Below are 24479 nucleotides of genomic sequence, written 5' to 3'. Positions count from 1 at the left end.
TTTAACTATAGCCCAAATATACCACAAAATCATAAAAGAGCCTTTTTGCGCTATATTGCAGCTTATGGCTAAAGGGGTAGGCTATAGTTGCCAAAATCCGGATACATCTACAATTAAATCAAATCACTATATTTGTGGTTTAAACAACAACATCCAAAAAGAGCTGGAATTACCTATGGGCACTTACGAAAACCTGCTGCTAAACATTCAGGACGGCATCCTGACCATAACTATAAACAGGGCTGATAAAATGAATGCGCTGAACATTGATACTGTGCGCGAAATTAAAGCAGCCATGCAGCAAGTGTATGATGACGCTACTATAAAAGGCGTGATTATAACAGGCGCAGGTGCGAAAGCCTTTGTAGCCGGTGCCGACATAGCCGAAATTGCAGAACTGAGTGAAGTGAACGCCAGGAATTTTGCAGAGCGTGGCCAGGAAATTTTTGGAATGATTGAGCAGTGCAACAAGCCTGTAATTGCCGCCGTGAACGGTTTTGCCCTGGGCGGCGGCTGCGAACTGGCAATGGCTTGCCACATGCGCGTAGCATCTACCAACGCTAAATTTGGACAGCCTGAGGTTAACTTAGGTTTGATACCGGGTTATGGTGGCACACAGCGCCTACCACTTTTAATTGGCAGAGGCAAAGCCATGGAGCTGATGATGACCGGCGATATGATCTCGGCTGATGAAGCTAAAGCACTTGGCCTGGTAAACCACGTAGTAGCACCAGAAGAACTTTTCACTACCTGCGAGGCTATACTTCAGAAAATAATGGGCAAAGCGCCACTGGCTATCGGGCTGGTAATAGAGTGCGTAAATGCCGTGTTCGATAAAGAGGAGAACGGCTACCAGACCGAGGCCAACTCTTTTGCCCGCTGCTGCGCTTCCGAAGACTTTGTAGAAGGAACCAACGCATTTCTTGAAAAACGCAAACCAGCTTTTAAAGGCCTATAGTTCTACTTCTTCCCGACCTAAGATAGCATAATGAGTATAGCCAAAAAACTGGTCGGGCAGACTGCTGCCTATGGGTTAAGTAGTATAGTTGGGCGTATGCTTAATTATCTGCTTGTGCCTATTTACACCGACGCTTTTCTGCCTCCGGAATTTGGTGTAATGTCGTACCTGTATGCGTTTGTTGGCTTTTTTAACGTACTGTATACCTATGGTATGGAGACCGCTTTTTTCCGGTTTGCCAACAAGCCCGGCGCCGACCAGCACAAACTATACAACCAGGTTCTGAGCATTATCCTGAGCAGCAGTGTGGTACTTACAGGTATTATCATGCTGCTCTCCGGCACCATTGCCGACTATAAAAATTATACGGCACAGGAACAGAACTATATTATCTGGCTGGCAGCTATACTGGCTATAGATGCTATAGTTGCCATACCCTTCGCCTGGCTCCGGCTCCAAAACAAGGCTGTTAAGTTTGCCTCTATCAAAATGGCAAACATTATCATAACTATAGTTGCCAACCTGTTCTTTCTATGGTTTTGCCGCGAAATTTATAACGGTACCTTTCTGCAGGGTTTGCGCCCTTTTGTAACTATAGTTTATGATCCCTATTTTGGGATTGGCTACATCTTTATCATAAACCTTGTTGCCAACGCGCTGCTGCTACCAATGCTCTGGAAAGAGCTGCGCATCTTCAGGTTTGAACTCAGTTCAGAAATATTGCGGCCGATGCTGGTGTATGCTTACCCGTTAATGCTGATGGGTATGGCAGGTATGGTGAACGAAATGATAGACCGTATTTTGCTGGAGGACTGGTTACCCGAAGGCCTTTACCCGGAGCACAGCAACAAAGCTATAGTTGGTATTTACAGTGCGTGCTATAAGCTTTCTATTTTTATGACACTGGTGATACAAGCCTTTCGGTATGCAGCCGAGCCGTTCTTCTTCTCGCAGGCTGAAAACAAAAATTCCCCACAGACCTTTGCCCTCATCATGAAGTGGTTTGTAATTGCCTGTGCGTTTATATTCCTGTTCATATCCGTTTTCCGCGACGATTTTGGCTACATTTTCCTGCGCCGCCCAGAGTACCGCGAAGGCCTGATGGTAGTTCCGGTATTGTTATTGGCTAACCTTTTTCTGGGCGTGTACTATAACCTGGCAGTGTGGTTTAAACTGACAGATAAAACAAAGTATGGCACCTACATCAGCTTTGGTGGCGCGGCTGTAACTATAGTTGGCAACCTGCTGCTGATACCTGTGTTAGGTTACATGGGCTCTGCAATTGCTACACTGGTTTGCTATTTTACGATGGCGCTGGCCAGTTACTTGCTCGGAAACAAACACTACCCTATTCCTTATCCGGTAAAAACGATGGCCGGCTACATATTACTGGCTATCGGACTAGTTTGGGTAACTATAGTTATTGATATCGAGAACTGGTGGGTACGACACGCTTTTAGCCTGGCTGTATGCGTTGCTTTTGCAGCTATCGTCTGGTTATTCGAGCGTCGCCGCCTGCTTAAACTATAAATCTTTTATTTTAAGAAGATGAACAACAAGAACTTATCGGTTAACGTCATTAATCAATCGAAGCACGCATTGCCGCATTACCAGACCGAACACTCGGCTGGCATGGACCTGCGCGCCAACCTGGACGCACCTGTTACGTTAAAGCCGCTTCAGCGCGCCCTTATACCTACGGGCTTATTTATAGAATTACCTGAAGGACACGAAGCACAAATCCGACCTCGCAGCGGTCTGGCATACAAACATGGTATTTCTATCGTTAACACACCGGGAACTATAGATGCCGACTACCGTGGCGAAATAAAAGTATTGCTCGTAAACCTCTCGGACCAGGATTTTGTGGTAGAAGATGGCGAACGCGTAGCCCAGATGGTAGTAGCAAAATACGAACGCGTAGCATGGCAGGAAGCAGAATCGCTGACAGATACAGAACGCGGCGCAGGCGGCTATGGCAGTACAGGCACCAAGTAGAAACGTGTTTTGTGTTTCATTTTTAGTGTTTCGGGAGAAGTAAGCAACTATAACTCCCAACTCGTAAAACAAAACACGATACACCATAAACGAATCAAAAGCTACGGCATAAAACTGTGGCATTAACTATAACTTATACTAAATCAAAATATCAGCTATGAGGATAATTATACCAATGGCAGGCATGGGCAAGCGTATGCGCCCGCACACATTAACTGTACCTAAACCACTTATACCAATTGCAGGCAAACCAATCGTTCAGCGTCTTGTGGAGGATATTGCCAAAGTTTGCCACGAGCCAATCGAAGAAGTTGCTTTCATTATCGGGCATTTTGGCGAAGAAGTAGAGAACGACCTGCGTGAGATAGCCACCAAAATTGGCGCTAAAGGAACTATAGTTTACCAGGAAGAAGCTCTGGGCACTGCCCACGCCATTATGTGCGCCAAAGAGTCGCTGGATGGTAAAGTGGTAGTTGCCTTTGCGGATACACTGTTTAAAGCGGACTTTAAACTGGATACTAACTCGGATGGTACGATCTGGGTGCAGCGTGTAGAAGACCCGCGTGCGTTCGGGGTTGTGAAGCTAAACGAAAGTGGCGAGATCACGGATTTTGTAGAGAAACCACAGGAGTTTGTTTCAGACATGGCCATTATCGGTATCTATTACTTCAGAGATGGTGCTTACCTGCGCAGCGAACTGCAGTACCTGCTGGACAACAACATTATGGACAAAGGCGAGTACCAGTTAACCAACGCGCTGGAGAACATGAAGAACAAAGGTACGCGGTTTATACCTGCCGTTATATCAGAATGGCTGGATTGCGGAAATAAAAACGCAACCGTTTATACTAATCAGCGCTATTTAGAGTATATAAAGGATGAGCAAGGCCTGGTAGCTTCGTCGGCTAAACTGGTAAACTCGGTGGTTATTCAGCCGGTATATATCGGAGAAAACGTGGTGATAGAAAATTCTGTAGTGGGACCGCATGCATCTATCGGCAACAACAGCAGTTTAACTAACTCTATCGTGAGCAACTCCATCGTACAGGAAAATACTTCTATCAAAAACGGGAACATAACAAACTCTATGCTAGGCAATTTTGTTTCCTACGAAAGAAGCCCGTCGGACCTGAGCCTTGGCGACTTCAATACGCTTTTAGAATAGAATTATCATGATACAGTTCAGAAACATCGTTCTGGCTACGTGCTGCTTCGCTCTGGTAGCGACCGGTGCTGCCAATGCCCAGTCGGGTAAAAAAAGAGGCAAAGCACAGAAGGCAACTGCCGCAGAAGTCCCGGCCCCGGTGGCCCCTTCGGAGCAGGAGCAGCAGATAAGCGAGATGTTATTTCTGGATGGTGTGAAATTTTATATGCTGGAGGACTATAACAAAGCCCTCCAGCTTTTTCAGAAAGCATATACCTTAACGCCCAACAATGCGGCCATAAACTATAAGCTTGCTGAAACCTACATGGTGCTCAAAAACCCTAAAGCAGCCACGCCTTTCGCGCAGGCCGCTATCGCTAAGGAGCCCAAAAACGCCTATTATTACGTACTGCTTGCCCAACTATACACCGAGCAGAAACAGTTTACCGAAGCTGCCCAGGCCTACAACGACCTGATGCACAATGTTCCGGACTCTGATCAATACCTTTTCCAGTTAGCCGATTTATACCTGTCGCAGGCAAAGTATAGCGATGCCCTGAAGACCTATGACCGGATCGAAAAGAAATTCGGGCCGATGGAACAGCTTAGCGTAAACAGACAGCAAATTTACCTTCGTCAGAAAAATGTGCCCAAAGCTATTGAAGAAGGTGAAAAGCTACTAGCTGGTAACCCAAGCGATGTGCGCTATTTCCTGGCCCAGGCCGAACTATACAATGCCAACCAGCAAACCGAGAAAGCTATAGTTACCCTGCAGAAGGCACTGCGTATGGAGCCTAACAATCCTTTTGCGCACCTGATGCTATCGGATCTGCACCGCCAGAAAGGAGAACGCGAACAGTCTGAAAAAGAAATTAAACTTGCCTTTGCCAGCCCTGAACTGGATATCGACACTAAAGTCCGCATTTTAGTTGACCTGATCCGTCAGCTGCCAAACCGTGATATTGAAGATGTATCGCTGGAACTGGTAGACCTGACCATACAAAGCCACCCGGAAGAAGCAAAAGCGTATGCCGTAGCCGGCGACCTGCAAACTATAGTTGGCAAAAAATCCGATGCCCGCAACAATTACCTGAAAGCTGTAAAACTGGATGATTCGCACTTTAAGATATGGCAGCAAATTGTGTTGCTTGATGCAGAACTGAACGAATCGGCGGCACTTGTAAAACACTCTGACCAGGCACTGGAGCTTTTCCCGAACCAGGCAATTTTCTGGTTTTATAACGGTACCGGCCACCTGATAGAGAAGAACTTTGACAAGGCTGTAAAAGCCCTTGAGCATGGTAAACGCCTGTCGGTAGCGGAGCCGGAACTGGTTGCGCAATTTAACATGCAGTTGGGCGATGGGTATAACTCCTTGAAAGACTATAAAAAATCAAACGAGTCGTATGATGCTGTGCTGGCTCAGGATGCTAACAACGAGCATGTGCTGAATAACTATAGTTACTTTTTGTCTGTCAGAAATGAGAACCTAGCCAAAGCAAAAGAAATGGCCTCGCGTCTGGTAGAAAAATTCCCGAATAACCCGACCTACCTGGATACTTATGCCTGGGTATTGTACAAATCCGGCAACTATAAAGATGCTCTTAAATACCTGGAGCAAGCCATAGCTTTATCAGATGACGCAACTATAGTAGAGCATTACGGCGATGTACTATACAAGCTGGGCAAAAAAGAAGAAGCCATTGCCCAGTGGCAACGCGCCAAACTTAAAGGCGAAGCATCCGCGTTCATCGATAAAAAGATAAAAGACAAAAAACTTTATGAATAAGATCCTTCTGTATGGCCTGCTAAGTATAACCCTGCTGGCAGGTTGCAAGAAAGAAGTAGTGCCCACTGCCGCTGAAACCGTTACCGAAACCGTTGGCCGCGTATCTGTACAAAACATTGAATTTAATTACCTTACCGCCAAAGGCCAGCTGAAACTGGACGAAAGCGGCGAGTCTGTAAGCTCAGGTTATTCGCTTCGCATTAAAAAAGACAGTGTGATCTGGCTATCGGTACAGCCGGGCTTAGGCATTGAAGCCGCCCGCCTTAAAGTAACCCAGGATTCTGTTTTTATGGTGAACCGCATTCATAAAGAGTACCTGGCCACCGACTATAGTTTCCTGAGCAATAAGTTTAACGTGAACATGAACTATGATGTGCTGCAAGCCATACTTTTGGGCAACTACCAGGCACAAGGCCAGGAAAAAGTAACCGAAGCCGACAAACTGCAACACATACAGCAACTGCGCGCCAACCTGCTATTCGATTATTTTGTTGGCCGCGAAACCCAGAAACTACAGCAACTGAACGTAAAAGACCAGCAGACCAATAACACCATTACCGTAAAGTATAACAACTTTCAGGAAGTGGGCCAGGTAGCATTTGCGCACGAACTTATTGCCGAAGCGCTTAAGTCCGGTCAGCCTGCCACCTTTACGCTAAACCACAGCAAAGTAACCACAACCAACGAGATCCTGGACTTCCCCTTCTCTGTTCCTACCGATTACAAAAGGCTATAGATTAATAAATTGCTGGGGCAGTTGGTACTTGCCCTATAGTTTTGCCATATTTGTAAATTCAGAGCAGAGAATCCCATAGTTCATGAAGGCCCTTTACAAATTAGTCCTTCTCTTGCTTATAGTTGTGGTGCCGTTTGCTGCCGATGCGCAGAAAAAGAAATCGAAAGCACAACTGGAGCGGGAAAAGAAGGAAAACCTTACCCGTATTAAAGAAGCAAGTCGCATCCTGAAGCAAACCAAAGCGCAGAAGGAAGCCACACTTGGTCAGCTAAACGCCATCAAAGAAAAGATAACGGTACAGAAAGGCGTTATCAGCAATATATCCCGCGAGATCAATTACATAGAATCGGATGTAGAGGAAACCGAAGGTATAGTTGGTTCGCTGCAAGCCGACCTGGAGCAGCTTAAGGCAGAGTATGCCGATATGATCTATGCTGCTTCTAAAACATCCAGCAACTATAACAAGCTCATGTTCCTGTTCGCTTCCGATAACTTTAACCAGTTGGTGATGCGCATGCGCTACCTGCAGCAATACTCCGAAGCCCGCCAGAAACAGGTTGAAATGATAAACAAAGTACAGGCAGCCTTAACGGGCCAATTAACAGTACTGGAGCAAAAGAAGCGCGAAAAAAAGAACCTGCTAACTATACAGCTTACCGAAACAAAGAACCTGCAAACCCTGAAAACCCAACAGGACAGCGTAGTGCAACGCCTCAGCAAGCAGGAACAGAACCTGCAGAAAGAAGTAGCGCAACGCCAGCAATCCGTTCGTAAACTGGATAACCTGATTGCCGATATCGTACGGGAAGAAATTGCCCGTGCCGCACGTGCCGCCAGGGCAGCAGGCACCAAGCCAAGTGGCAGCACCAACAAAGTAACCTTAACTCCTGAGACGGCGCTTATCTCCTCCTCGTTTGCGGGCAACAAAGGTCGTTTGGCATGGCCGGTAGAGCGTGGTTTTATATCGCAGCGCTTTGGCCGCCATAATCACCCAGTACTTAAAGGCGTGGTAGTAGAAAACCGTGGTATTGATATACAGACATCGCAGGGAGCTTCGGCTAGAGCTATTTTCGAAGGCAAAGTAGTTACGGTAGCCAGCGTACCCGGCATGAACAACATTGTAATGGTGCAGCACGGCGAATACTTTACGGTATATGCCAAGCTAAAAACAGTAAGCGTAGAAACCGGCCAGACCGTAAAACTAAAACAAAGTATAGGCACCGTTTACACCAATGCGGATGGAACAACGGAACTGCAGTTCCAGGTATGGAAGAACAGCACCACCATGAACCCGCAGACCTGGATAAGCCCTAAGTAACTTACCCCATAAATGCAAAAGCCGCAGCTATAGTTTATAGTTGTGGCTTTTGCATTTTATAGTTGAAACTCCGAAAACCAGACTGGCATAAAACAAAAAAACACCCTACAATGCAGGGTGCCTTTCCAAGCTATGAAAACAAACTTAATTTTATATATCTAAGCCGAAATAAGATAAATCTTACTACTGCCAGAAATACCTTACGAAGGTAATACAAACACGATACTTCTGCAACATTACCTAAGCTCTATTTACAGCTTTTATAGCTGATTAACAAGCAAATGGCATTGGCCCGGAGCATCTCTACCGGTTTTACGTGCAAGTTGTGTTACGCTGATTTCCTACCCTTCAATTCAGATGCCAAAAACCTAAAAACAGCTTAACTAACTGATTAGCAATAAAAATATACGAAAACCTAAATATTGAGTTTCCCAAATATGGAAATATTTTTACCTGTATGGGAAAAAACATATTCAAAAATTTAGCACAACCTCTAATCAAATAGGCTAAATATTTTTTTATAAATTTTATTTCCCCACCGATCTTTCCCATTTCAGGGCACAAAGGCAACACATAATAAACTAATCTGCTTTGTTGTGAGTTTATTTAAAATATAAACTATAATTTTGTGAGAATTTACCTTTAAATCTAATACTATGAGTATTACAACTGTTTTCTGCTTTTTAGGAAGCCTGGGCGGCACCGAGATCGTCCTGATCATGCTTGCTATTCTTCTGTTCTTCGGCGCAAAGCGTATTCCTGAATTAGCACGTGGTCTTGGTAAAGGTATCCGTGAGTTTAAGGATGCTACCAAAGAGATCAAAAATGATGTGGAAGGTTCTATGAAAGACGAACCAACGCAGAAGTAATTTTATTTTAAAACCTTAAGCTATGTACTTAGCTACAATTTTCCTTTTCCTGGGAGACCTGGGCGGAGGAGAGATGATGGTCATTATGATGGCCATTCTACTGCTTTTTGGCGCTGATAAAATTCCGGGAATGGCGCGCGGTCTTGGCCGTGGCATCCGTGAGTTTAAAGATGCGACCAACGAAATCAAACACGAACTGGAACGTTCAATTGAGGACGACAACAAACCTAAGAAAGTTTGAGACCATACAGCTCCCTACGCGACATCCGCACTGATATTGCCAATGGGCAGGTTACGTGCAAACAACTGGTTGAGCATTATCTCCATAACATAAAGGAGAAAGCTGAACTGAATGCCTTTTTAGAAGTTTTTGAAGAAGAAGCCCTTGCCCAGGCAACTATAGTTGACCAGAAACTGGCCAACGGCACAGCCGGCAAACTGGCCGGTATGGTAATTGGCGTAAAAGACGTTATTGCCTACAAAGGTCATGCACTGCAGGCTTCGAGCCAGATTCTGAACGGGTTTAAATCATTGTATACTGCTACTGCCTTAGAGCGCCTCATAGCCGAGGATGCCATTATTATAGGTCGCCAGAACTGCGATGAGTTTGCCATGGGAGCATCAAATGAGAATTCATCTTTCGGACCGGTAAAAAATGCCGATGACCCAACCCGCGTGCCGGGTGGTTCTTCGGGTGGTTCTGCCGTTTCGGTTCAGGCTGATATGTGCCTTGCCGCACTTGGCTCTGATACAGGTGGTTCTGTACGCCAGCCGGCTTCGTTTTGCGGAGTGGTTGGGTTAAAGCCTACGTATTCGCGTATTTCGCGCTACGGCCTTATCGCCTACGCTTCTTCTTTCGACCAGATCGGTCTGTTTACCAAAAGCGTGGAAGATGCTGCGTTGCTGCTGGAAATTATGGCCGGACCGGATGAGTATGACAGTACTGCCAGCCACCAGCCGGTACCAAGCTATAGTTCCCTTTTAAAAACAGACAAGAAGTACAAGATCGGCTACATCCGTGATTGTTTCGAGAGCGAAGGCTTAGACACAGAAGTAAAAGACAGTATACTTGGCGTGAAAGATATGCTGCAGGCCGATGGCCACCAGGTAGAAGCTGTGGAATTCCCATACTTAGACTACATGGTGCCAACTTACTATATCTTAACTACAGCCGAAGCCAGCTCAAACCTGGGCCGCTACGATGGTGTAAAATATGGTTACCGCAGCCCCAATATCTCTGACCTTACATCGTTGTACAAACAAACCAGATCCGAGGGGTTTGGCAAAGAAGTACAGCGCCGCATTATGCTGGGCACCTTTGTGCTGAGCGCTGACTATTACGATGCGTATTACACAAAGGCTCAGAAAGTTAGAAGACTTATAAAGGAGAAGACCGATGAATTGCTTCAGAAGTTTGATTTCCTTATATTGCCTACAGCTCCGACTACAGCCTTTAAAATCGGAGAGAATACAGCTAATCCGTTAGCAATGTACCTGGCTGATATTTTTACAGTGCAAGCTTCTTTGGCTGGTGTTCCGGCAATTTCTATTCCGGTTAGCCGCGACACCAACGGCCTTTCCATCGGGTTACAGTTAATGACCCGCTCATTCGATGAGGCAGCTTTGCTGGCTTTCTCGAATTACATACTGGATAAGATTCCCGTTGAAGCATAAATAAAAAATGACGTATTCTAAACTCTTTACCGTAGTTGCGGCTATAGTTGGCAGCATCTGGGCAAACTATGCGCAGGCTGCTCCAACAAGCCACAAATATGAATCTCCTGTCTTCGGTGATTCATTGCTCCCGCTGGGAGATACCACCCTGCTGACGCCGGAAGAACTGGCGTTACTGGTAGAGTATATCCCCAACGAGCCCAATGACGTGATCCAGGACAGGCTGAGCTGTATCGAGTCTGAAATACCACTTACATTCAACCCGTTTGTAAGAAACTTTATCGATTACTTCACCATCCGCAACCGCAAGTATACGCGCACCATGATCTCGCGCGAAAATGTATACTTCCCGCTTTTTGAGAAGTACCTTAAAAAGCACAACATGCCGGATGAGATGAAGTACCTGGCTATAGTTGAGTCGGGGCTTAACCCAAAGGCGGCATCGTGGGCAAAAGCAGTTGGTTTATGGCAGTTTATACCTGATACCGGCCGCGAGTACGGTCTGGACCAGAGTGCGCATATCGATGAGCGCATGGATCCGGAGAAAGCAACAGATGCAGCTTGCCGTTTCCTGAAGCGTTTGCATAAAACCTACGGCGACTGGGAACTGGCTATGGCTGCTTACAACTGTGGTCCGGGCAACGTAAACAAAGCGATCCGCAGGGCCGGTGGTGGTAAAAAAACGTTCTGGGAAATTTTCCCTTACCTGCCAAAAGAAACACGCAGCTACGTTCCGTCCATGACGGCTGTAATTTATGCCATGAACTATGCGCCGCAGCACAACATCTTCTCCGATTCTATACTTTATGTACAGGACGTAGAAACGATAACTATAAACCAGGGCGTTGACCTGGAAAAACTGGCAGCCGAATTACATATTGATTCTAAAACACTGCTTGCCCTGAACCCGGAAATCAAGAAAAAAGTATTGCCGGCCAATACGCGCAACTATAAACTGCGTGTACCTGCTGAACGTGCTGAGCTTTTAGCTTCCGCAGATAATGTGAGCTGTATGATTGCGGCAGCTACACCAACTATAGTTCCGGTGCCAGAGCCAGTTATCGAGAGAGAGCCTGCTAAAGCTCCTGTACTGCTTGCCAGCAATACGGCAACTACCACCACCCTACCAGATAGCACCGAAAAGGTATTTTATAAAGTAAAGCGTGGCGATAACCTGTCAAGTATAGCTACAAAGCATAACGTAACTGTAGAACAACTAAAAGACTGGAACAACTTGCGTAAATCAACTATAGTTACCAACCAGAAGCTGACCGTGTACCAGCCAAAAGCTACTGAAGCACTGGCCATGGCCACACCAGCTGAAGTGGCAGAAGCAAAACCTGTAGTTGCTAAAAAAACTTCTAAACCGGCTATCAAGCCATCTGAAAAGCATCAGGAAATTATACACCATGTGCAGCCAGGCGATACGCTTTGGAACATCTCGCAGAAGTATAACGGCATCAGCGTAGAGAAAATAAAGAAGCTGAATAAATTAAAGACAAACGAAATAAAGCCAGGCCAGACGCTTATACTTGGCTAGTTTACACCGGCTTACCCAATACAGCGGCACCTTCTTAACCGGGAGGTGCTGTTTTTTTATCCTACATGCAGGAACATAGCCGTATCTTTAGCGCTTGTTTTTTTGATAAGCAACAATTTCTTTTCAAATTGGCTTTTTACAAGCAAACGAGACGCAAGAGGGTATAAACCCCTGCCTATAAATTTATATTACCTATGATTAAAGTAAACAAAGAAGACGCCCTGAACTACCACATGGAAGGTAAGCCAGGCAAGATTGAAGTGATCCCGACCAAAATGGTAAGCACCCAGCACGACCTGGCGCTGGCTTACTCGCCTGGTGTAGCGGAACCCTGCAAAGAAATAGCAGCCGACAAGGAGAATGTATATAAGTACACAGCCAAAGGAAACCTGGTAGGTGTTATCTCGAACGGTACAGCAGTGCTTGGCCTGGGCAACATTGGCCCCGATGCTTCGAAGCCGGTAATGGAAGGGAAAGGCGTTTTGTTTAAAAAATTCGCAGGTATAGATGTGTTTGATATCGAGATTGACTGCACCGACCCTGCCGAATTCGTTCGCATTGTAAAATCACTGGAACCTACGTTTGGCGGCATTAACCTGGAAGATATTAAAGCACCGGAAAGCTTTAAGATAGAAAATGCCCTGAAAGAGCAGATGAATATTCCGCTGATGCACGACGACCAGCACGGTACAGCCATTATCTCTGCAGCTGCTTTACTTAATGCCCTGGAACTTGCCGGCAAAAGTATAGAGAAAGTACATATCGTGATGAACGGTGCCGGTGCTGCTGCCATTGCCTGTGCTAAACTATACGTAGCGTTGGGTGCCAAAATGGATAACATCGTAATGTTTGATAAGGAAGGCATCATTGTTCCGGAGCGCAACGACCTGGATATTTACAAGGCGCAGTTCGTAACCATGCGTAAGCTGAAGACCTTGGAAGAAGCCATGACCGGTGCCGATGTTTTCGTGGGTCTTTCTGCGGGCAATGTACTGCCTGCCGAGTATGTGAAACTGATGGCTGCCAACCCGATCATCTTCGCACTGGCTAACCCGGACCCTGAAATACCTTATGATGTGGCTATGGCTACACGCCCGGACCTGATCATGGCAACCGGCCGTTCAGACCATCCGAACCAGGTAAATAACGTGCTTGGTTTCCCTTACATCTTCAGAGGAGCTCTGGATGTGCGTGCTACTGAAATTAACGAAGCCATGAAACTGGCTGCAGTTCGTGCTCTGGCCAAACTCGCAAAAGAGCCGGTTCCGGACATGGTGCATAAAGCGTACGGCGATAACACGATCTCTTTCGGCAGATTTTACCTGATACCAAAACCACTGGACCCACGCCTGATCACGACTGTATCGCCGGCAGTTGCCAAAGCAGCTATGGAGAGTGGTGTAGCCAAATACCCGATCACGAACTGGGAAGGGTATGAGCAGGAACTACAGGAACGTATTGGCATCGACCAGAAACTGATGACCCGTATTACCAACCAGGCCAAGAAAGATCCGAAACGTGTGGTATTTGCCGAAGCAGACCACTACAAAATTCTGAAAGCAGCCCAGACGGTAAAAGAGCAGCTTATTGCAACGCCTATACTTTTAGGTAACCGCCAACGCATTAAAGAAATGATCAGGGAATATAACCTTGACTTGGGAGATGCGGAGATCATCGACCCGTTTGAAGAAGATGCCAAGCGCGAAGAATTTGCGCAGATACTATACAAAAAGCGCCAACGCAAAGGCCTAACCCTGTTCGATTGCCGCCGCCTGGTTCGCGACAGAATATACTTTGGTAGCTTGATGCTTGAAACAGGTGAAGTTGATGCGCTTATTTCAGGTCTTACCCGCGATTATTCCAGAACTATACTTCCGGCTATACAGGTAATTGGTGTAGAAGAAGGTGTAAACAAAGTGGCAGGTATGTACATTATCCTGAACAAAAAAGAGCCATACTTCTTTGCTGATACAACCGTAAACATTAACCCTAGCGCAGACGAACTGGTAGATATCATTGCCCTTACTGCCCGTACCGTGCGTTTCTTTGACCAGGAACCGCGTATTGCCATGTTGTCTTACTCTAACTTCGGGTCGGTGCAGGGCGATATTCCAAACAAAGGATCGGAAGCTGTACGTAAAGCCAAGCAAAAGTACCCGGACCTGTTAATTGACGGCGAAATGCAGGCGAACACTGCCCTTAACCGTAACCTGTTGCGCGAGCACTATCCGTTCAGCGAACTGGCCGAAAAAGGAGCGAATACGCTGGTGTTCCCGACGCTTACTGCCGGTAACATTGCCTACAAGCTGCTACAGGAAATTGGCGGTGCCGAAGCCATTGGCCCGGTACTAATGGGTATGCGTAAACCTGTTCATATTCTGCAACTTGGCAGCTCAATCAGAGAAATTATAAACATGGTTGCCATTGCTGTCGTAGATGCACAAAACTATAACAACAAACATATATAGATGATAGCCTATATCGACGGCAAATTAACCTATAAAGACCCCACCTATGTTATTATCGACGTAGGTGGGATAGGGTATCAGATCAAGATATCGCTGGGTACGTATTCTGCTTTGCCGGATGGCGAGCGTTGCCGCTTGCATACCTTCCTGCATATTAAAGAAGATGCCCATACCTTATATGGCTTTATGACGGCTGCCGAGAAAGAGACGTTCCTGCACCTGATATCTATTTCGGGCGTTGGCCCCAACACAGGTCTGATGATCCTGTCGTCGTTGTCGGTAGAGGAAGTACAGCAGGCTATAGTTCGGGAAGATGTGCGCACCATACAGCATGTAAAAGGCATTGGTGCCAAAACAGCGCAACGCATTATACTGGAGCTGCGCGATAAAATAAAGAAAGAAGTGATGCTGACGGATGCGGGCGTTTTACCGGCAGGTGCAGCACACAATACCAACCGCGCCGAAGCGTTATCAGCATTAGTTACCTTAGGTTTTGCCAAGAACGTGGCCGAAAAAACACTCGATTCTATTATTAAGCGCGAAGGCGGAAACCTGAGTGTAGAAGAACTTATAAAATTTGCGTTAAAATCGTCTTAGAATTATACCCATTTGATCTGGAAAAGTAAACAGAGCAGCCTGTTCCTAGTATCGGTTGTTACTATAACTATGCTGGCACTTTGGTCGCAGGCGGAGGCACTGCGTACCCCAGGCTGGTATAACTATAGCCGTATTACAAATTTACTTGCCCAGGATACAATTACCCAGGACACTCCTAAGAAAGATACCGCTTACCTTCCAAGCCGCCGGCCTACGTTTGTACCATCCGACAGGCGTGGCAACCCCTTCAGCGACCGTACCTATACTTCTCCCCTGCTTCTTGGCCAGCCCGGCAATATAAAGCTTAATGTAGAGTACGACGACAGTCTGCAACTATACAATATTAACGAAACGATAGGCGACAGCATTCCCTACCGCGCGCCTTCTTCGATGACCTTAAAGCAGTTTTCGGAGTTACAGCAGAGGCAGGCGATCCGGGACTACTGGCGAACAAAATCCGGTGGTTTAGATGGTGAAGACCTGACCAGCAGCCGCAGGCTAGTTCCTAAAATTTATATCAGCCCTGTTTTCGACCGTATTTTCGGGGGTAACTTTGTTGATATTCAGCCGAATGGTAACATCTCGCTTAAGTTTGGCGCCCGATTTAACCGCAACCAAAACCCAACTATACCGCTCCGCCAGCAACGCACCGGCGATTTTGAGTTCGATCAGAATATCTCCCTGAACTTAGTGGGTAAAGTAGGCGAAAAACTAGCCATCAATTTTAACTGGGACAACAACGCCAACTTCGACTTCGAAAACAACATGAAGCTGGACTATACCGGCTACGAAGAAGAGATCATCCGGAAAGTGGAAGCCGGTAACGTAAGCCTGCCACTAAACAACTCGTTGATAACTGGTGCACAGAACCTGTTTGGGGTAAAAACACAGCTACAGTTCGGGCGCTTGGGCGTAACAGCCATCGCATCAAATGTTAGGGGCCGCAACGATGAAGTGATCATCCAGAATGGTGCCCAGAACCAGCCTTTCGAGATCCGCATCGACCAATACGACAAAGACCGCCATTACTTTTTATCGCAGTTCTTCCGGGGCCGCTACGATAAGTCGCTGGCTAACCTGCCCTTGGTTAATTCGGGCATCGTTATTCGCAGGCTGGAACTATATGTAACTAACAACAACCGCGCTACCGAGAACCTACGCAACATGGTAGCTTACATGGACCTTGGAGAGCCAGACCCCTACCGTAACCAGTTTGAAAGAATAACAACTGCACCAGCCAGCAATGCTGCCAACACCCTTTATAGTCTGGTAGCAACCAACGCAGCCGCCCGCGACAATGGCCGTGTAGATGAGTACCTGCGTGGTCAGGGATTACAGAAAGGGGTAGATTTTGAACATGTGCGTGCCCGCAAAATGGACCCGCGCGAGTATAATTTTAACCCTCAACTGGGTTATATTTCCCTGAATACAGCGCTTTTACCGGACCAGGTACTAGGCGTAGCGTTTGAGTATACCTACAATGGCAAAACCTATAAGGTAGGTGAGCTGCTGGAAGATTACCAGAACCTGCAGGATGAACAGGTGATACACATGAAATTGCTGAAGGCTACAAACCCATCTTTAGAATACCCGACCTGGGACCTGATGATGAAAAACGTTTATAGCTTGGATGCTACACAGGTAAACCGCGAAAACTTCCAGTTGCGTGTTGTGTACAAAGATGACCAGACCGGTGTTGATATATCTGCACTTACAGAGCAAAGCCCGATACAAGGTATACCGCTTGTAGAAGTTTTTAACCTGGATAATGTTAACACCAACAACGACAAGCCAAACGACGGTAACTTCGACTTTTTACCAGGTATAACGATTGATCCGGAAACCGGCCGCATTTACTTCCCGGAAGTGGAGCCTTTTGGCGATTACCTACGCCAGAAACTACAAGGCGACCCGGAACTGGCCGAGAAGTATGTGTTTGAAGAATTATACAACCAGACACAGACCGATGCCCAGCAAAATAACGCCAAAGCCAAGTTTTTCCTGACGGGCCGATTACAGGCTACTTCTGCCGATGAAATTACGCTTCCGGGTTTCAGAATTGCAGAGGGCTCTGTGGCCGTTTACTCTGGTGGCACACGCCTCACCGAGGGCACCGATTACCAGGTGTTCTACGACCTGGGCCGCATCAAAATACTTAACCCAAGCTATATCAGCTCAGCCAGCGATTTACGGGTAACCTACGAGAAAGCAGAACTGCTCAACATTCAGCCACGTGCTTTGGTGGGTGCCCGCTTCGACTACCGCCTGACCGATGATATTAACCTTGGGGCAACTGTACTGCACCTGAGCGAACAACCTTACATTAACCGGGTAAGTATAGGCGACGAGCCAAGCAACAATACCATTTACGGCGTAGACATTAACCTGCAGAAAGAATCGAGGTTCCTGACCAAAATGACGGATGCGTTGCCATTGCTGCAAACCAAAGCGCCATCCAGCATCACGTTCAGTGGCGAGTTTGCACAGTTGGTACCAGCTAAAACCAAATCACCGGCAAACGAAGACGGAACCTCTTATATCGATGATTTTGAAGGCTCGGAAACGCCTTATAGTTTAGGTGGTTTCAGCAATAATGGCTGGCGACTTGCCTCCACTCCTGCCCCACTTATTCCCGGCGAAGGACTTGCCTATAGTTACAACCGCGCAAAACTGGCCTGGTATACCATTGATCAGATCTTTTACCGCGACGCAGATAACCTGAAACCGGATAACATTACCGACGAAGAGCTAAAGAACCATTACGTGCGGGGCGTACCACGCACCGAAATTTTCAGAGGCCGCGATCCGGAAGTATCCAACGCATTTGAATATACCTTTGACCTGGCTTATTACCCTCGTGAACGCGGCCAATACAACTATAACCCTAACCTGACATCGCAGGGCTTACTGGCCGGAGACCCTAGAGAAAACTGGGGAGGTATCAGCCGTGAGGTTACTTTTGATACTGACTTTGATAATGCCAACATCGAGTACATTGAGTTCTGGATGATGGACCCGTTTATTTCAGGACAATATGGCCGTAAAGATGCGCAGGGCAACCCGGTAACCAACAACACCGGTGGTGAGCTGGTCCTGAACCTGGGAAGTATATCTGAAGACTTACTGCGCGATAACCAATATGCTTTTGAGAATGGTTTGCCAACTACAGCCAACAGCCTTCAGAATATAGATGCCACTATCTGGGGACGCATTACTACACAGCAGTTCCTGACCGATGCCTTTACAGGTATACCGGGCGGCCGCCAGTTTCAGGATATTGGTCTGGATGGTTTAAATGACGCTGCCGAAGCTGATTTTTTCAGAGCAAGTTTCCTGAACCAGATACCGGGCACGCCACCCCAGATTGTAGTTGATGACCCGTCCGGCGATAACTTCCTCCACCACCTCGACCCGATCTATGACCAACAGAACGCAGGTGTGCTGGCACGTTACAAGAACTATAACGGCATGGATGGTAACTCACCAGAGAACAGCCAGTTTTCTAACTATGCCTTCCCGGACAAAGAAGACCTGAACCGCGACAACGTGATAAGCGATGTGGAACAGTATTATGAGTATAAAGTTAACCTGCAGCCAGGCCAGCTGAATGTTGGGCAAAACTATATCGTAGACCAGGTAACCAACACCGACCCAAGAACAGGCAATGAAGTTTCGTGGTACCAGTTCCGGATACCGGTGCGCCAGCCTACAGGCAATGTGGGTAACATCAGCGGGTTTAAGTCTATCAGGTTTATGCGTATGTACATGACCCAGTTCCAGGACCCGGTGGTGTTACGTTTGGTGCAGTTCCAGTTTGTAGCTAACCAGTGGCGGGCGTTCCAGCAACCAATCACAGAGGGCCGCCCTTGCCTTACCTGTACCGACGATGCCCGCACCTTTACCATCTCTACAGTAAACATTGAAGAAAACGGCCAGGCAACCGAAGGAAATATACCGTATGTAGTGCCTCCAGGCATCGAGCGCTTACGCGATTACGCCTCCACTAACAACCGACGCCAGAACGAGCAGTCGCTGCAGTTGTGCGTGGAAGACCTGAAAGATTCTTTCTCGAAGGCAGTGTACAAGAACCTGTCGATTGACATGCTGATCTATAAGCGCCTGAAAATGTATTTGCATGCGCAGACGGATAACCCGAATACACGTAGCGGCGATGTGCAGGCTTTTGTGCGCATCGGTACTGACTTTACACAGAACTATTACGAGTATGTCGTGCCGCTAACTATAACACCGAAAGGCAGCCTGTCGCCTAACGAAATATGGCCCCAGGAAAACCTGGTAGACATTGCCCTGGAAGAATTAGTAAACGCCAAAGTAGCCCGTAACAGAATAGCTGGCTACGATAAAACGATTCCTTACGAAGTACAGCTGGGTAACGGCAAGATCATCCGTGTAGTGGGTAACCCGGATTTTAGCGAGGTGCAGGGCGTGATGATAGGAATGCGCAACCCGACTCAAATTGGTTCAGATGCCCGCCCGCACTCGTTATGCATGTGGGTGGATGAACTGCGCGTTACAGACTTTAAGAACAGCTCGGGCTGGGCTACCAATGCACGCCTTAACACCAAGCTTGCTGACTTTGCCAACGTTACAGCCACTGGTGCTTATACTACAGTTGGTTTTGGTGGCTTGCAGCAGAAAATTGCACAACGTGCCCGCGAAAACACCGCCTTGTTTGATGTTAGCGCCAATGTGGTAGCTGATAAATTCCTACCAGAAAAGTTGGGTGTAAAAGTGCCGTTATCGGTGCAATATGGTACCCTGAACAGCGAGCCACAGTTTGACCCACTGGATAAGGATGTGCCACTGGAACAATCGCTTTCAAGATTTGAAACGAAGGAAGCCCGCGATGCTTACAAAAAAGAAGTAACAACCCGCGAGACCCGCAAAAGCTTTAGCTTACTGAACGTACGGAAAGAGCGCACCAACCCGAACGATAAAGTAAAACCTTACGACATTGAGAACATCTCGCTTAGCTATGCTTATGCCGAGCGTTTATTTACAGATATTGAAACGGACCGCGATTTTACAAAGACTTACACAGGTGGCATTGCTTATACTTACAACAATACTACCGCGAAGAACTACGCTCCTTTTGAGAAAAGTGAATCGCTGAAGTCGCCGTACCTGCGCCTGATAAAGGACCTGAACTTTACGCCGCTGCCAAGCAGTTTCGCTTTCCGTGCCGATCTGGACCGTCGCTACAACGAGACATTCCTGCAGCGCCGCGACCCTGTTACCGGCCTTACCACTACCCGCGGTATCGAACCAACTTTCCAGAAGTATTTCTACTTCAACCGTATTTACGATATGAAGTGGGACATTACCAAGAGCTTGTCGCTGGACTATACGGCGACTAACCGTGCCGTGGTAGACGAACCAGATGACCGCATCAACAATGACATAGACTCGCTGCAGTATAAGAATGCGATTATCTGGGAAAACCTGCGCCGCGGTGGCCGCACCACCAACTTTAACCAGCTGATAGCACTGAACTATAAACTGCCTTTAGATAAATTCCCGCTGGTAGACTGGATTGGTGCGGAAACGCGCTATGCTACCACTTATATCTGGACGGCCGGTTCTACAGCGTTGAATAACGATGCAGATTTCAGGTTAGGTAACACCGCTGAAAACAACAAGGAGTTTACAGTTAACGGCCGCCTGGACCTGGTAAAACTTTACAACAAAGTGAAGTTCCTGAAAAATGTAAACACGCCTGCTGCCCCTGTACGTGCGGCCAACGATACTACTAAAACAAGTGCTCCGGGTAAAGTTGCCAGCTCTATTGCCCGCTTTATGATGATGGCGCGCTCTGTAAACTTTACATACCTGCAAAACAAAGGCACCATGTTACCGGGTTATCTGCCAAGCACCAGGTTCCTGGGTTTTGAAGAAGGATTTGATGCGCCGGGCCTTCCGTTTATACTTGGTAAGCAATATGACCTGGACGAACTATACAACCGTGCCAACCGCAACGGCTGGTACACTGACAGCAGCCAGTACCTGAACACACCGCTCAGCGCTATACTTACCGAGTCGTTTACGGCGCGCGCCAACCTGGAGCCTTTCAAAGCTTTCAATATTCAGTTAGATGTGACCCGTAATAAATCAGAAATAGAAGAGGTTTTCTACCGCAGAGAGTATGATGACTTTGGGAACATCAGTGACGAGGCACAGCGTCAGAACCCGATCACAACAGGTGCGTTCAGCACATCGTTTATGGCGCTGGGTACTTTATTTGAGTCTGGCGAGGCGGGCGTTTCCGAAGCATTTGAGAACTACATTCGCTACCGTTATGATATCCGTGAAAAGCTGTTAGCTGCTAACTCGGCTGCAGGTAACGATGGCTATACTTTGAACTCGCAGGATGTATTGCTTAATGCTTTCCTGTATGCTTACCAGGGCCGCGACGTGAATGGGTATAAAGCAGAATCGAAGAGTCCGTTCAGCAGGCTGCCTATACCTAACTGGCGCGTAGATTATAACGGCTTGTCGCAGTTACCGTTCTTCCAGCAGTGGTTCAGCCAGGTAAACTTAACGCATGGCTATAGTTCTACTTACAACATCACCAACTTTACTACCTCGCTGGCCTACGAAACAGAACCGAACGGCTTCCCGACACAGGTAAATGAGTTTGGTCAGATCGTACCTTACTACATTGTAACGCAGCTTACCGTAGCCGAAAGACTGGCACCGTTACTGGGTGTTAACTTCCGCACAAAAACAAACCTGACCGGCCGCCTGGAATATAAAGTAGAACGCAACCTGTCGCTGAACCTGACCAATGCACAGATAACAGAAACCAGCGTAAAGGACTATGTAATTGGCTTAGGCTACGTAGCTTCAAACTTCCGTATTCCGATACGAATTGGCGGTGAGAAAAAAGTTTTGGAAAATGAGCTGAACATGCGACTGGACTTTTCGGTTAGAGATAACCAGACCGTGCAGCGTGCTATTGCCCGCGACGACCAGGGTGTAGAGAGCAGCCAGAATCAGATCACGAACGGAACGCGCCAGTTGCAGCTTCGCCCAACTATAGATTACCTGATAAGCGAGCGCGTAAACATCCAGTTCTATGTGCTGCGCACGGTGTCAGACCCTAAAATATCGACCTCGTTTAGGAACAGTGTAACCGAAGGGGGCATACAGTTGCGAGTTAGTTTGCAATAAAATTTTAGCATTACAAAAAACACTGTATTTTTGAGTCAGTCAATCACAAACAGATATAAAAATGAATTTACCTGAAAACCTGAAGTATACGAAAGACCACGAGTGGGTACGCATCGAAGGGGATGTAGCTATAGTTGGCATCACTGATTTTGCACAAAGCGAACTTGGCGATATCGTTTATGTAGACATTGATACAGTTGATAAGCAGATCAGCAGAGAAGATGTATTTGGTACAGTAGAGGCCGTTAAAACAGTATCTGACCTGTTCAGCCCACTGAGCGGCACGGTGCAGGAGTTTAACGATAAGCTGGAAGCAAGCCCTGAACTTGTAAACTCTGACCCGTATGGCGAAGGCTGGATCATTAAAATGTCTGTTGACAACGTGTCTGAAGTAGATGAACTGCTGACGGCTGCGGCTTACCGTGAACTGATTGGCCAGTAATTTACCTGACAAGGTTTGATACTACGCTATAACCTATTTACAATACTGTGGGCAGCAGTAATATTACTTACTACGCTGCTGCCCTCAGCTTCTATGCCCTCGGTCTCGCTCTCCGACCTATTCTCTTTCGACTCGTTTGCCCACACCACCATGTTTATGGTGCTTTGCTTTTTGATGATCGTGGGGATATCGAAACAATACACTTTTCCGAAGCTGAAGCATTACGCTATCCGTACCTCTCTGGCTATTTCTACCCTTTTTGGAATCTGCATTGAAATCCTGCAATTCTCGGTTGTGCCAGGCCGTACTGCCGAAATCATGGACATCGTGAGTAATACCATTGGTTGCTTGCTAGGCATCGTACTTTTTAAGTGGATCTATACCTGGTAAATTACCGATATAGTTTGGCGCGGCCTTTTTATATTTAGGGCATGAAGCCACTCCTCCGTTTACTTATAGCTATACTTTGCTTTTGTACCCTGCAACTGCACGCGCAGCATATGCAGCGCGTACATCAGACTATAGATACACTTACCAGCCCCTACATGCATGGCCGTGGCTATATTTTGGAAGGTGATGCCAAAGCCGCCAACTACATCCAGGACAGGTATAAGGCAGCCGGGTTAAAAGCATTTGGAACTTCGTATTTCCAGCACTTTACCATGCCCGTAAACCGGGTAACCCAAACCCCGGAGCTAACGATAGATGGGCATAAACTAAAGCCCGGAAATGAGTTTGTAGCCAGCTCCCAGACAGCCAGTGGTAAAGGCAAAGCAACTATAGTTTACCTCGACACGCTGGTGTTTACAGATAACGCTGTTGCCCAAAAATTCTTCTCGCAGAGCTTCCGTAAAAAAGCACTGGTATACCCGCAGCAATTCCGGAAGCAATTATGGGCCTTGCCGGCGCCGTACTTACAAAAAATTTCAGAAGCTAAACTGCATATCATACTTCAGCCTAAAGAACTGCTGACAACCGTGGCTGCTGAACCGGCGCAGGTACCAATGCTGGAGGTGCGAAAAGACGTATGGCCAGCTGACGCTAAAAAAGTGAAGTATACCATAGTTGTAGAGCAAAAGCCAAACTATAGCACTCAGAATGTACTTGCATTTATCCCCGGCAGCACGCAGCCCGATTCATTTATAGTTTTTACGGCACATTACGACCACCTGGGCGGGCAGGGCAAAGGCGTATACTTCCCGGGAGCCAACGACAATGCCAGCGGAACCACCATGTTACTGGAGCTGGCCGAATACTATAGCCAACCGGAAAACAGGCCAACGTATAGTATCGCATTTATGGCCTTTGCTGCTGAAGAAGCCGGTTTGCTGGGCTCATTGTATTACACCAACAACCCGCTTTTCCCGCTGCCACAGATCCGCTTTTTAGTTAACCTCGACCTGCTGGGTACCGGCGATGAAGGTATGATGGTCGTGAACGGAAGTGTACACCCGAAAGAATTTGCGCTGTTGCAAACTATAAATACGTCGAACAAGTACCTTTCTCAAATAAAAATGCGTGGCAAAGCTGCCAACTCCGACCACTATCCTTTTTCGGAGCGGGGCGTGCCAGCATTTTTCTTTTACACCCTGGGCGGAACTACAGCCTACCACAACACAAAAGACCAGGGCCGCCAGTTACCCCTTACAAAGTTTAAAGAAGTTTTCAGGTTGATAACCGATTTTGCAGCAGCCTTGCAGTAACTATAGTAAAGCCTGAAAGTATAAGTTTGCTGTTGCAACATTAAGTTTATGT

Annotated in this window: 17 protein-coding genes; all 17 read left to right on the top strand. The window is 47.0% G+C overall.

From position 1 onward, the window contains the following. The first annotated feature begins 175 nt into the window (after positions 1-175). The 17 genes from GWO68_RS14505 (at position 176) to GWO68_RS14425 (ending at position 24427) form a co-directional block, all read left to right on the top strand. Complete coding sequence (locus GWO68_RS14505) at positions 176-958, top strand: enoyl-CoA hydratase/isomerase family protein (RefSeq protein WP_162347201.1); 783 nt, start codon at positions 176-178, stop codon at positions 956-958. A 30-nt stretch (positions 959-988) separates the two neighbouring features. Then, positions 989-2488, top strand: a complete 1500-nt coding sequence (locus GWO68_RS14500) for an oligosaccharide flippase family protein (protein WP_162347182.1) — start codon at positions 989-991, stop codon at positions 2486-2488. Positions 2489-2506: 18 nt separating this feature from the next. Beyond that, a complete protein-coding gene (dut, locus tag GWO68_RS14495) occupies positions 2507-2956 on the top strand; it encodes a dUTP diphosphatase (protein WP_162347181.1) in 450 nt (149 codons plus the stop codon). 157 nt (positions 2957-3113) lie between these two features. Continuing rightward, the gene (locus GWO68_RS14490; RefSeq protein ID WP_162347180.1) at positions 3114-4121 is read left to right on the top strand and encodes a sugar nucleotidyltransferase; all 1008 of its coding nucleotides are present in this window, start codon (positions 3114-3116) and stop codon (positions 4119-4121) included. Positions 4122-4128: 7 nt separating this feature from the next. Continuing rightward, positions 4129-5889 carry a tetratricopeptide repeat protein gene (locus tag GWO68_RS14485; RefSeq protein WP_235942081.1) on the top strand — a complete coding sequence of 587 codons (1761 nt, stop codon included), beginning with the start codon at positions 4129-4131 and terminating at the stop codon, positions 5887-5889. Next, complete coding sequence (locus tag GWO68_RS14480) at positions 5882-6625, top strand: DUF4292 domain-containing protein (RefSeq protein WP_162347179.1); 744 nt, start codon at positions 5882-5884, stop codon at positions 6623-6625. Before GWO68_RS14485 ends, GWO68_RS14480 begins: the two co-directional genes overlap by 8 nt. A gap of 82 nt (positions 6626-6707) precedes the next feature. Continuing rightward, the gene (locus tag GWO68_RS14475; protein WP_162347178.1) at positions 6708-7943 is read left to right on the top strand and encodes a murein hydrolase activator EnvC family protein; all 1236 of its coding nucleotides are present in this window, start codon (positions 6708-6710) and stop codon (positions 7941-7943) included. Between the two features lie 656 nt (positions 7944-8599). Beyond that, positions 8600-8812: a Sec-independent protein translocase subunit TatA/TatB gene (locus GWO68_RS14470; protein WP_162347177.1), complete on the top strand. Its 213-nt coding sequence runs from the start codon at positions 8600-8602 to the stop codon at positions 8810-8812. Between the two features lie 22 nt (positions 8813-8834). Further along, the gene (locus tag GWO68_RS14465) at positions 8835-9053 is read left to right on the top strand and encodes a Sec-independent protein translocase subunit TatA/TatB (protein WP_162347176.1); all 219 of its coding nucleotides are present in this window, start codon (positions 8835-8837) and stop codon (positions 9051-9053) included. Next, a complete protein-coding gene (gene gatA / locus GWO68_RS14460) occupies positions 9050-10486 on the top strand; it encodes an Asp-tRNA(Asn)/Glu-tRNA(Gln) amidotransferase subunit GatA (protein WP_162347175.1) in 1437 nt (478 codons plus the stop codon). Before GWO68_RS14465 ends, gatA begins: the two co-directional genes overlap by 4 nt. Before the next feature lie 7 nt (positions 10487-10493). Continuing rightward, positions 10494-12026, top strand: a complete 1533-nt coding sequence (locus GWO68_RS14455) for a lytic transglycosylase domain-containing protein (protein WP_162347174.1) — start codon at positions 10494-10496, stop codon at positions 12024-12026. A gap of 194 nt (positions 12027-12220) precedes the next feature. Beyond that, positions 12221-14494, top strand: coding sequence for an NADP-dependent malic enzyme (locus tag GWO68_RS14450; protein WP_202923771.1), 2274 nt, complete (start codon positions 12221-12223; stop codon positions 14492-14494). Next, positions 14495-15091, top strand: coding sequence for a Holliday junction branch migration protein RuvA (gene ruvA / locus GWO68_RS14445; protein WP_162347173.1), 597 nt, complete (start codon positions 14495-14497; stop codon positions 15089-15091). A gap of 69 nt (positions 15092-15160) precedes the next feature. Continuing rightward, positions 15161-22282 (top strand): T9SS outer membrane translocon Sov/SprA, encoded by a 7122-nt coding sequence (sov, locus tag GWO68_RS14440; RefSeq protein WP_162347198.1) that lies wholly within the window; start codon positions 15161-15163, stop codon positions 22280-22282. Positions 22283-22343: 61 nt separating this feature from the next. After that, entirely contained in the window at positions 22344-22724 is a 381-nt protein-coding gene (gene gcvH, locus GWO68_RS14435) for a glycine cleavage system protein GcvH (protein WP_162347172.1), read from the top strand. A gap of 93 nt (positions 22725-22817) precedes the next feature. Continuing rightward, a complete protein-coding gene (locus GWO68_RS14430) occupies positions 22818-23114 on the top strand; it encodes a VanZ family protein (RefSeq protein ID WP_162347197.1) in 297 nt (98 codons plus the stop codon). Between the two features lie 41 nt (positions 23115-23155). Further along, complete coding sequence (locus GWO68_RS14425; protein WP_202923770.1) at positions 23156-24427, top strand: M28 family metallopeptidase; 1272 nt, start codon at positions 23156-23158, stop codon at positions 24425-24427. Positions 24428-24479 lie beyond the last annotated feature (52 nt).

It is taken from the genome of Pontibacter fetidus (genome assembly GCF_010119545.1).
Taxonomy (GTDB): Bacteria; Bacteroidota; Bacteroidia; order Cytophagales; family Hymenobacteraceae; genus Pontibacter; species Pontibacter fetidus.
Note: the sequence above shows the minus strand (reverse complement) of the source record. Positions and strands in the feature narration are given on the sequence as shown.

Coding starts and splice junctions, on each gene's coding strand:
- GWO68_RS14505 (WP_162347201.1), top strand. CDS start 176: ATGGGCACTTACGAAAACCTGCTGCTAAACATTCAGGACGGCATCCTG.
- GWO68_RS14500 (WP_162347182.1), top strand. CDS start 989: ATGAGTATAGCCAAAAAACTGGTCGGGCAGACTGCTGCCTATGGGTTA.
- dut (WP_162347181.1), top strand. CDS start 2,507: ATGAACAACAAGAACTTATCGGTTAACGTCATTAATCAATCGAAGCAC.
- GWO68_RS14490 (WP_162347180.1), top strand. CDS start 3,114: ATGAGGATAATTATACCAATGGCAGGCATGGGCAAGCGTATGCGCCCG.
- GWO68_RS14485 (WP_235942081.1), top strand. CDS start 4,129: ATGATACAGTTCAGAAACATCGTTCTGGCTACGTGCTGCTTCGCTCTG.
- GWO68_RS14480 (WP_162347179.1), top strand. CDS start 5,882: ATGAATAAGATCCTTCTGTATGGCCTGCTAAGTATAACCCTGCTGGCA.
- GWO68_RS14475 (WP_162347178.1), top strand. CDS start 6,708: ATGAAGGCCCTTTACAAATTAGTCCTTCTCTTGCTTATAGTTGTGGTG.
- GWO68_RS14470 (WP_162347177.1), top strand. CDS start 8,600: ATGAGTATTACAACTGTTTTCTGCTTTTTAGGAAGCCTGGGCGGCACC.
- GWO68_RS14465 (WP_162347176.1), top strand. CDS start 8,835: ATGTACTTAGCTACAATTTTCCTTTTCCTGGGAGACCTGGGCGGAGGA.
- GWO68_RS14455 (WP_162347174.1), top strand. CDS start 10,494: ATGACGTATTCTAAACTCTTTACCGTAGTTGCGGCTATAGTTGGCAGC.
- GWO68_RS14450 (WP_202923771.1), top strand. CDS start 12,221: ATGATTAAAGTAAACAAAGAAGACGCCCTGAACTACCACATGGAAGGT.
- ruvA (WP_162347173.1), top strand. CDS start 14,495: ATGATAGCCTATATCGACGGCAAATTAACCTATAAAGACCCCACCTAT.
- sov (WP_162347198.1), top strand. CDS start 15,161: ATGCTGGCACTTTGGTCGCAGGCGGAGGCACTGCGTACCCCAGGCTGG.
- gcvH (WP_162347172.1), top strand. CDS start 22,344: ATGAATTTACCTGAAAACCTGAAGTATACGAAAGACCACGAGTGGGTA.
- GWO68_RS14430 (WP_162347197.1), top strand. CDS start 22,818: ATGCCCTCGGTCTCGCTCTCCGACCTATTCTCTTTCGACTCGTTTGCC.
- GWO68_RS14425 (WP_202923770.1), top strand. CDS start 23,156: ATGAAGCCACTCCTCCGTTTACTTATAGCTATACTTTGCTTTTGTACC.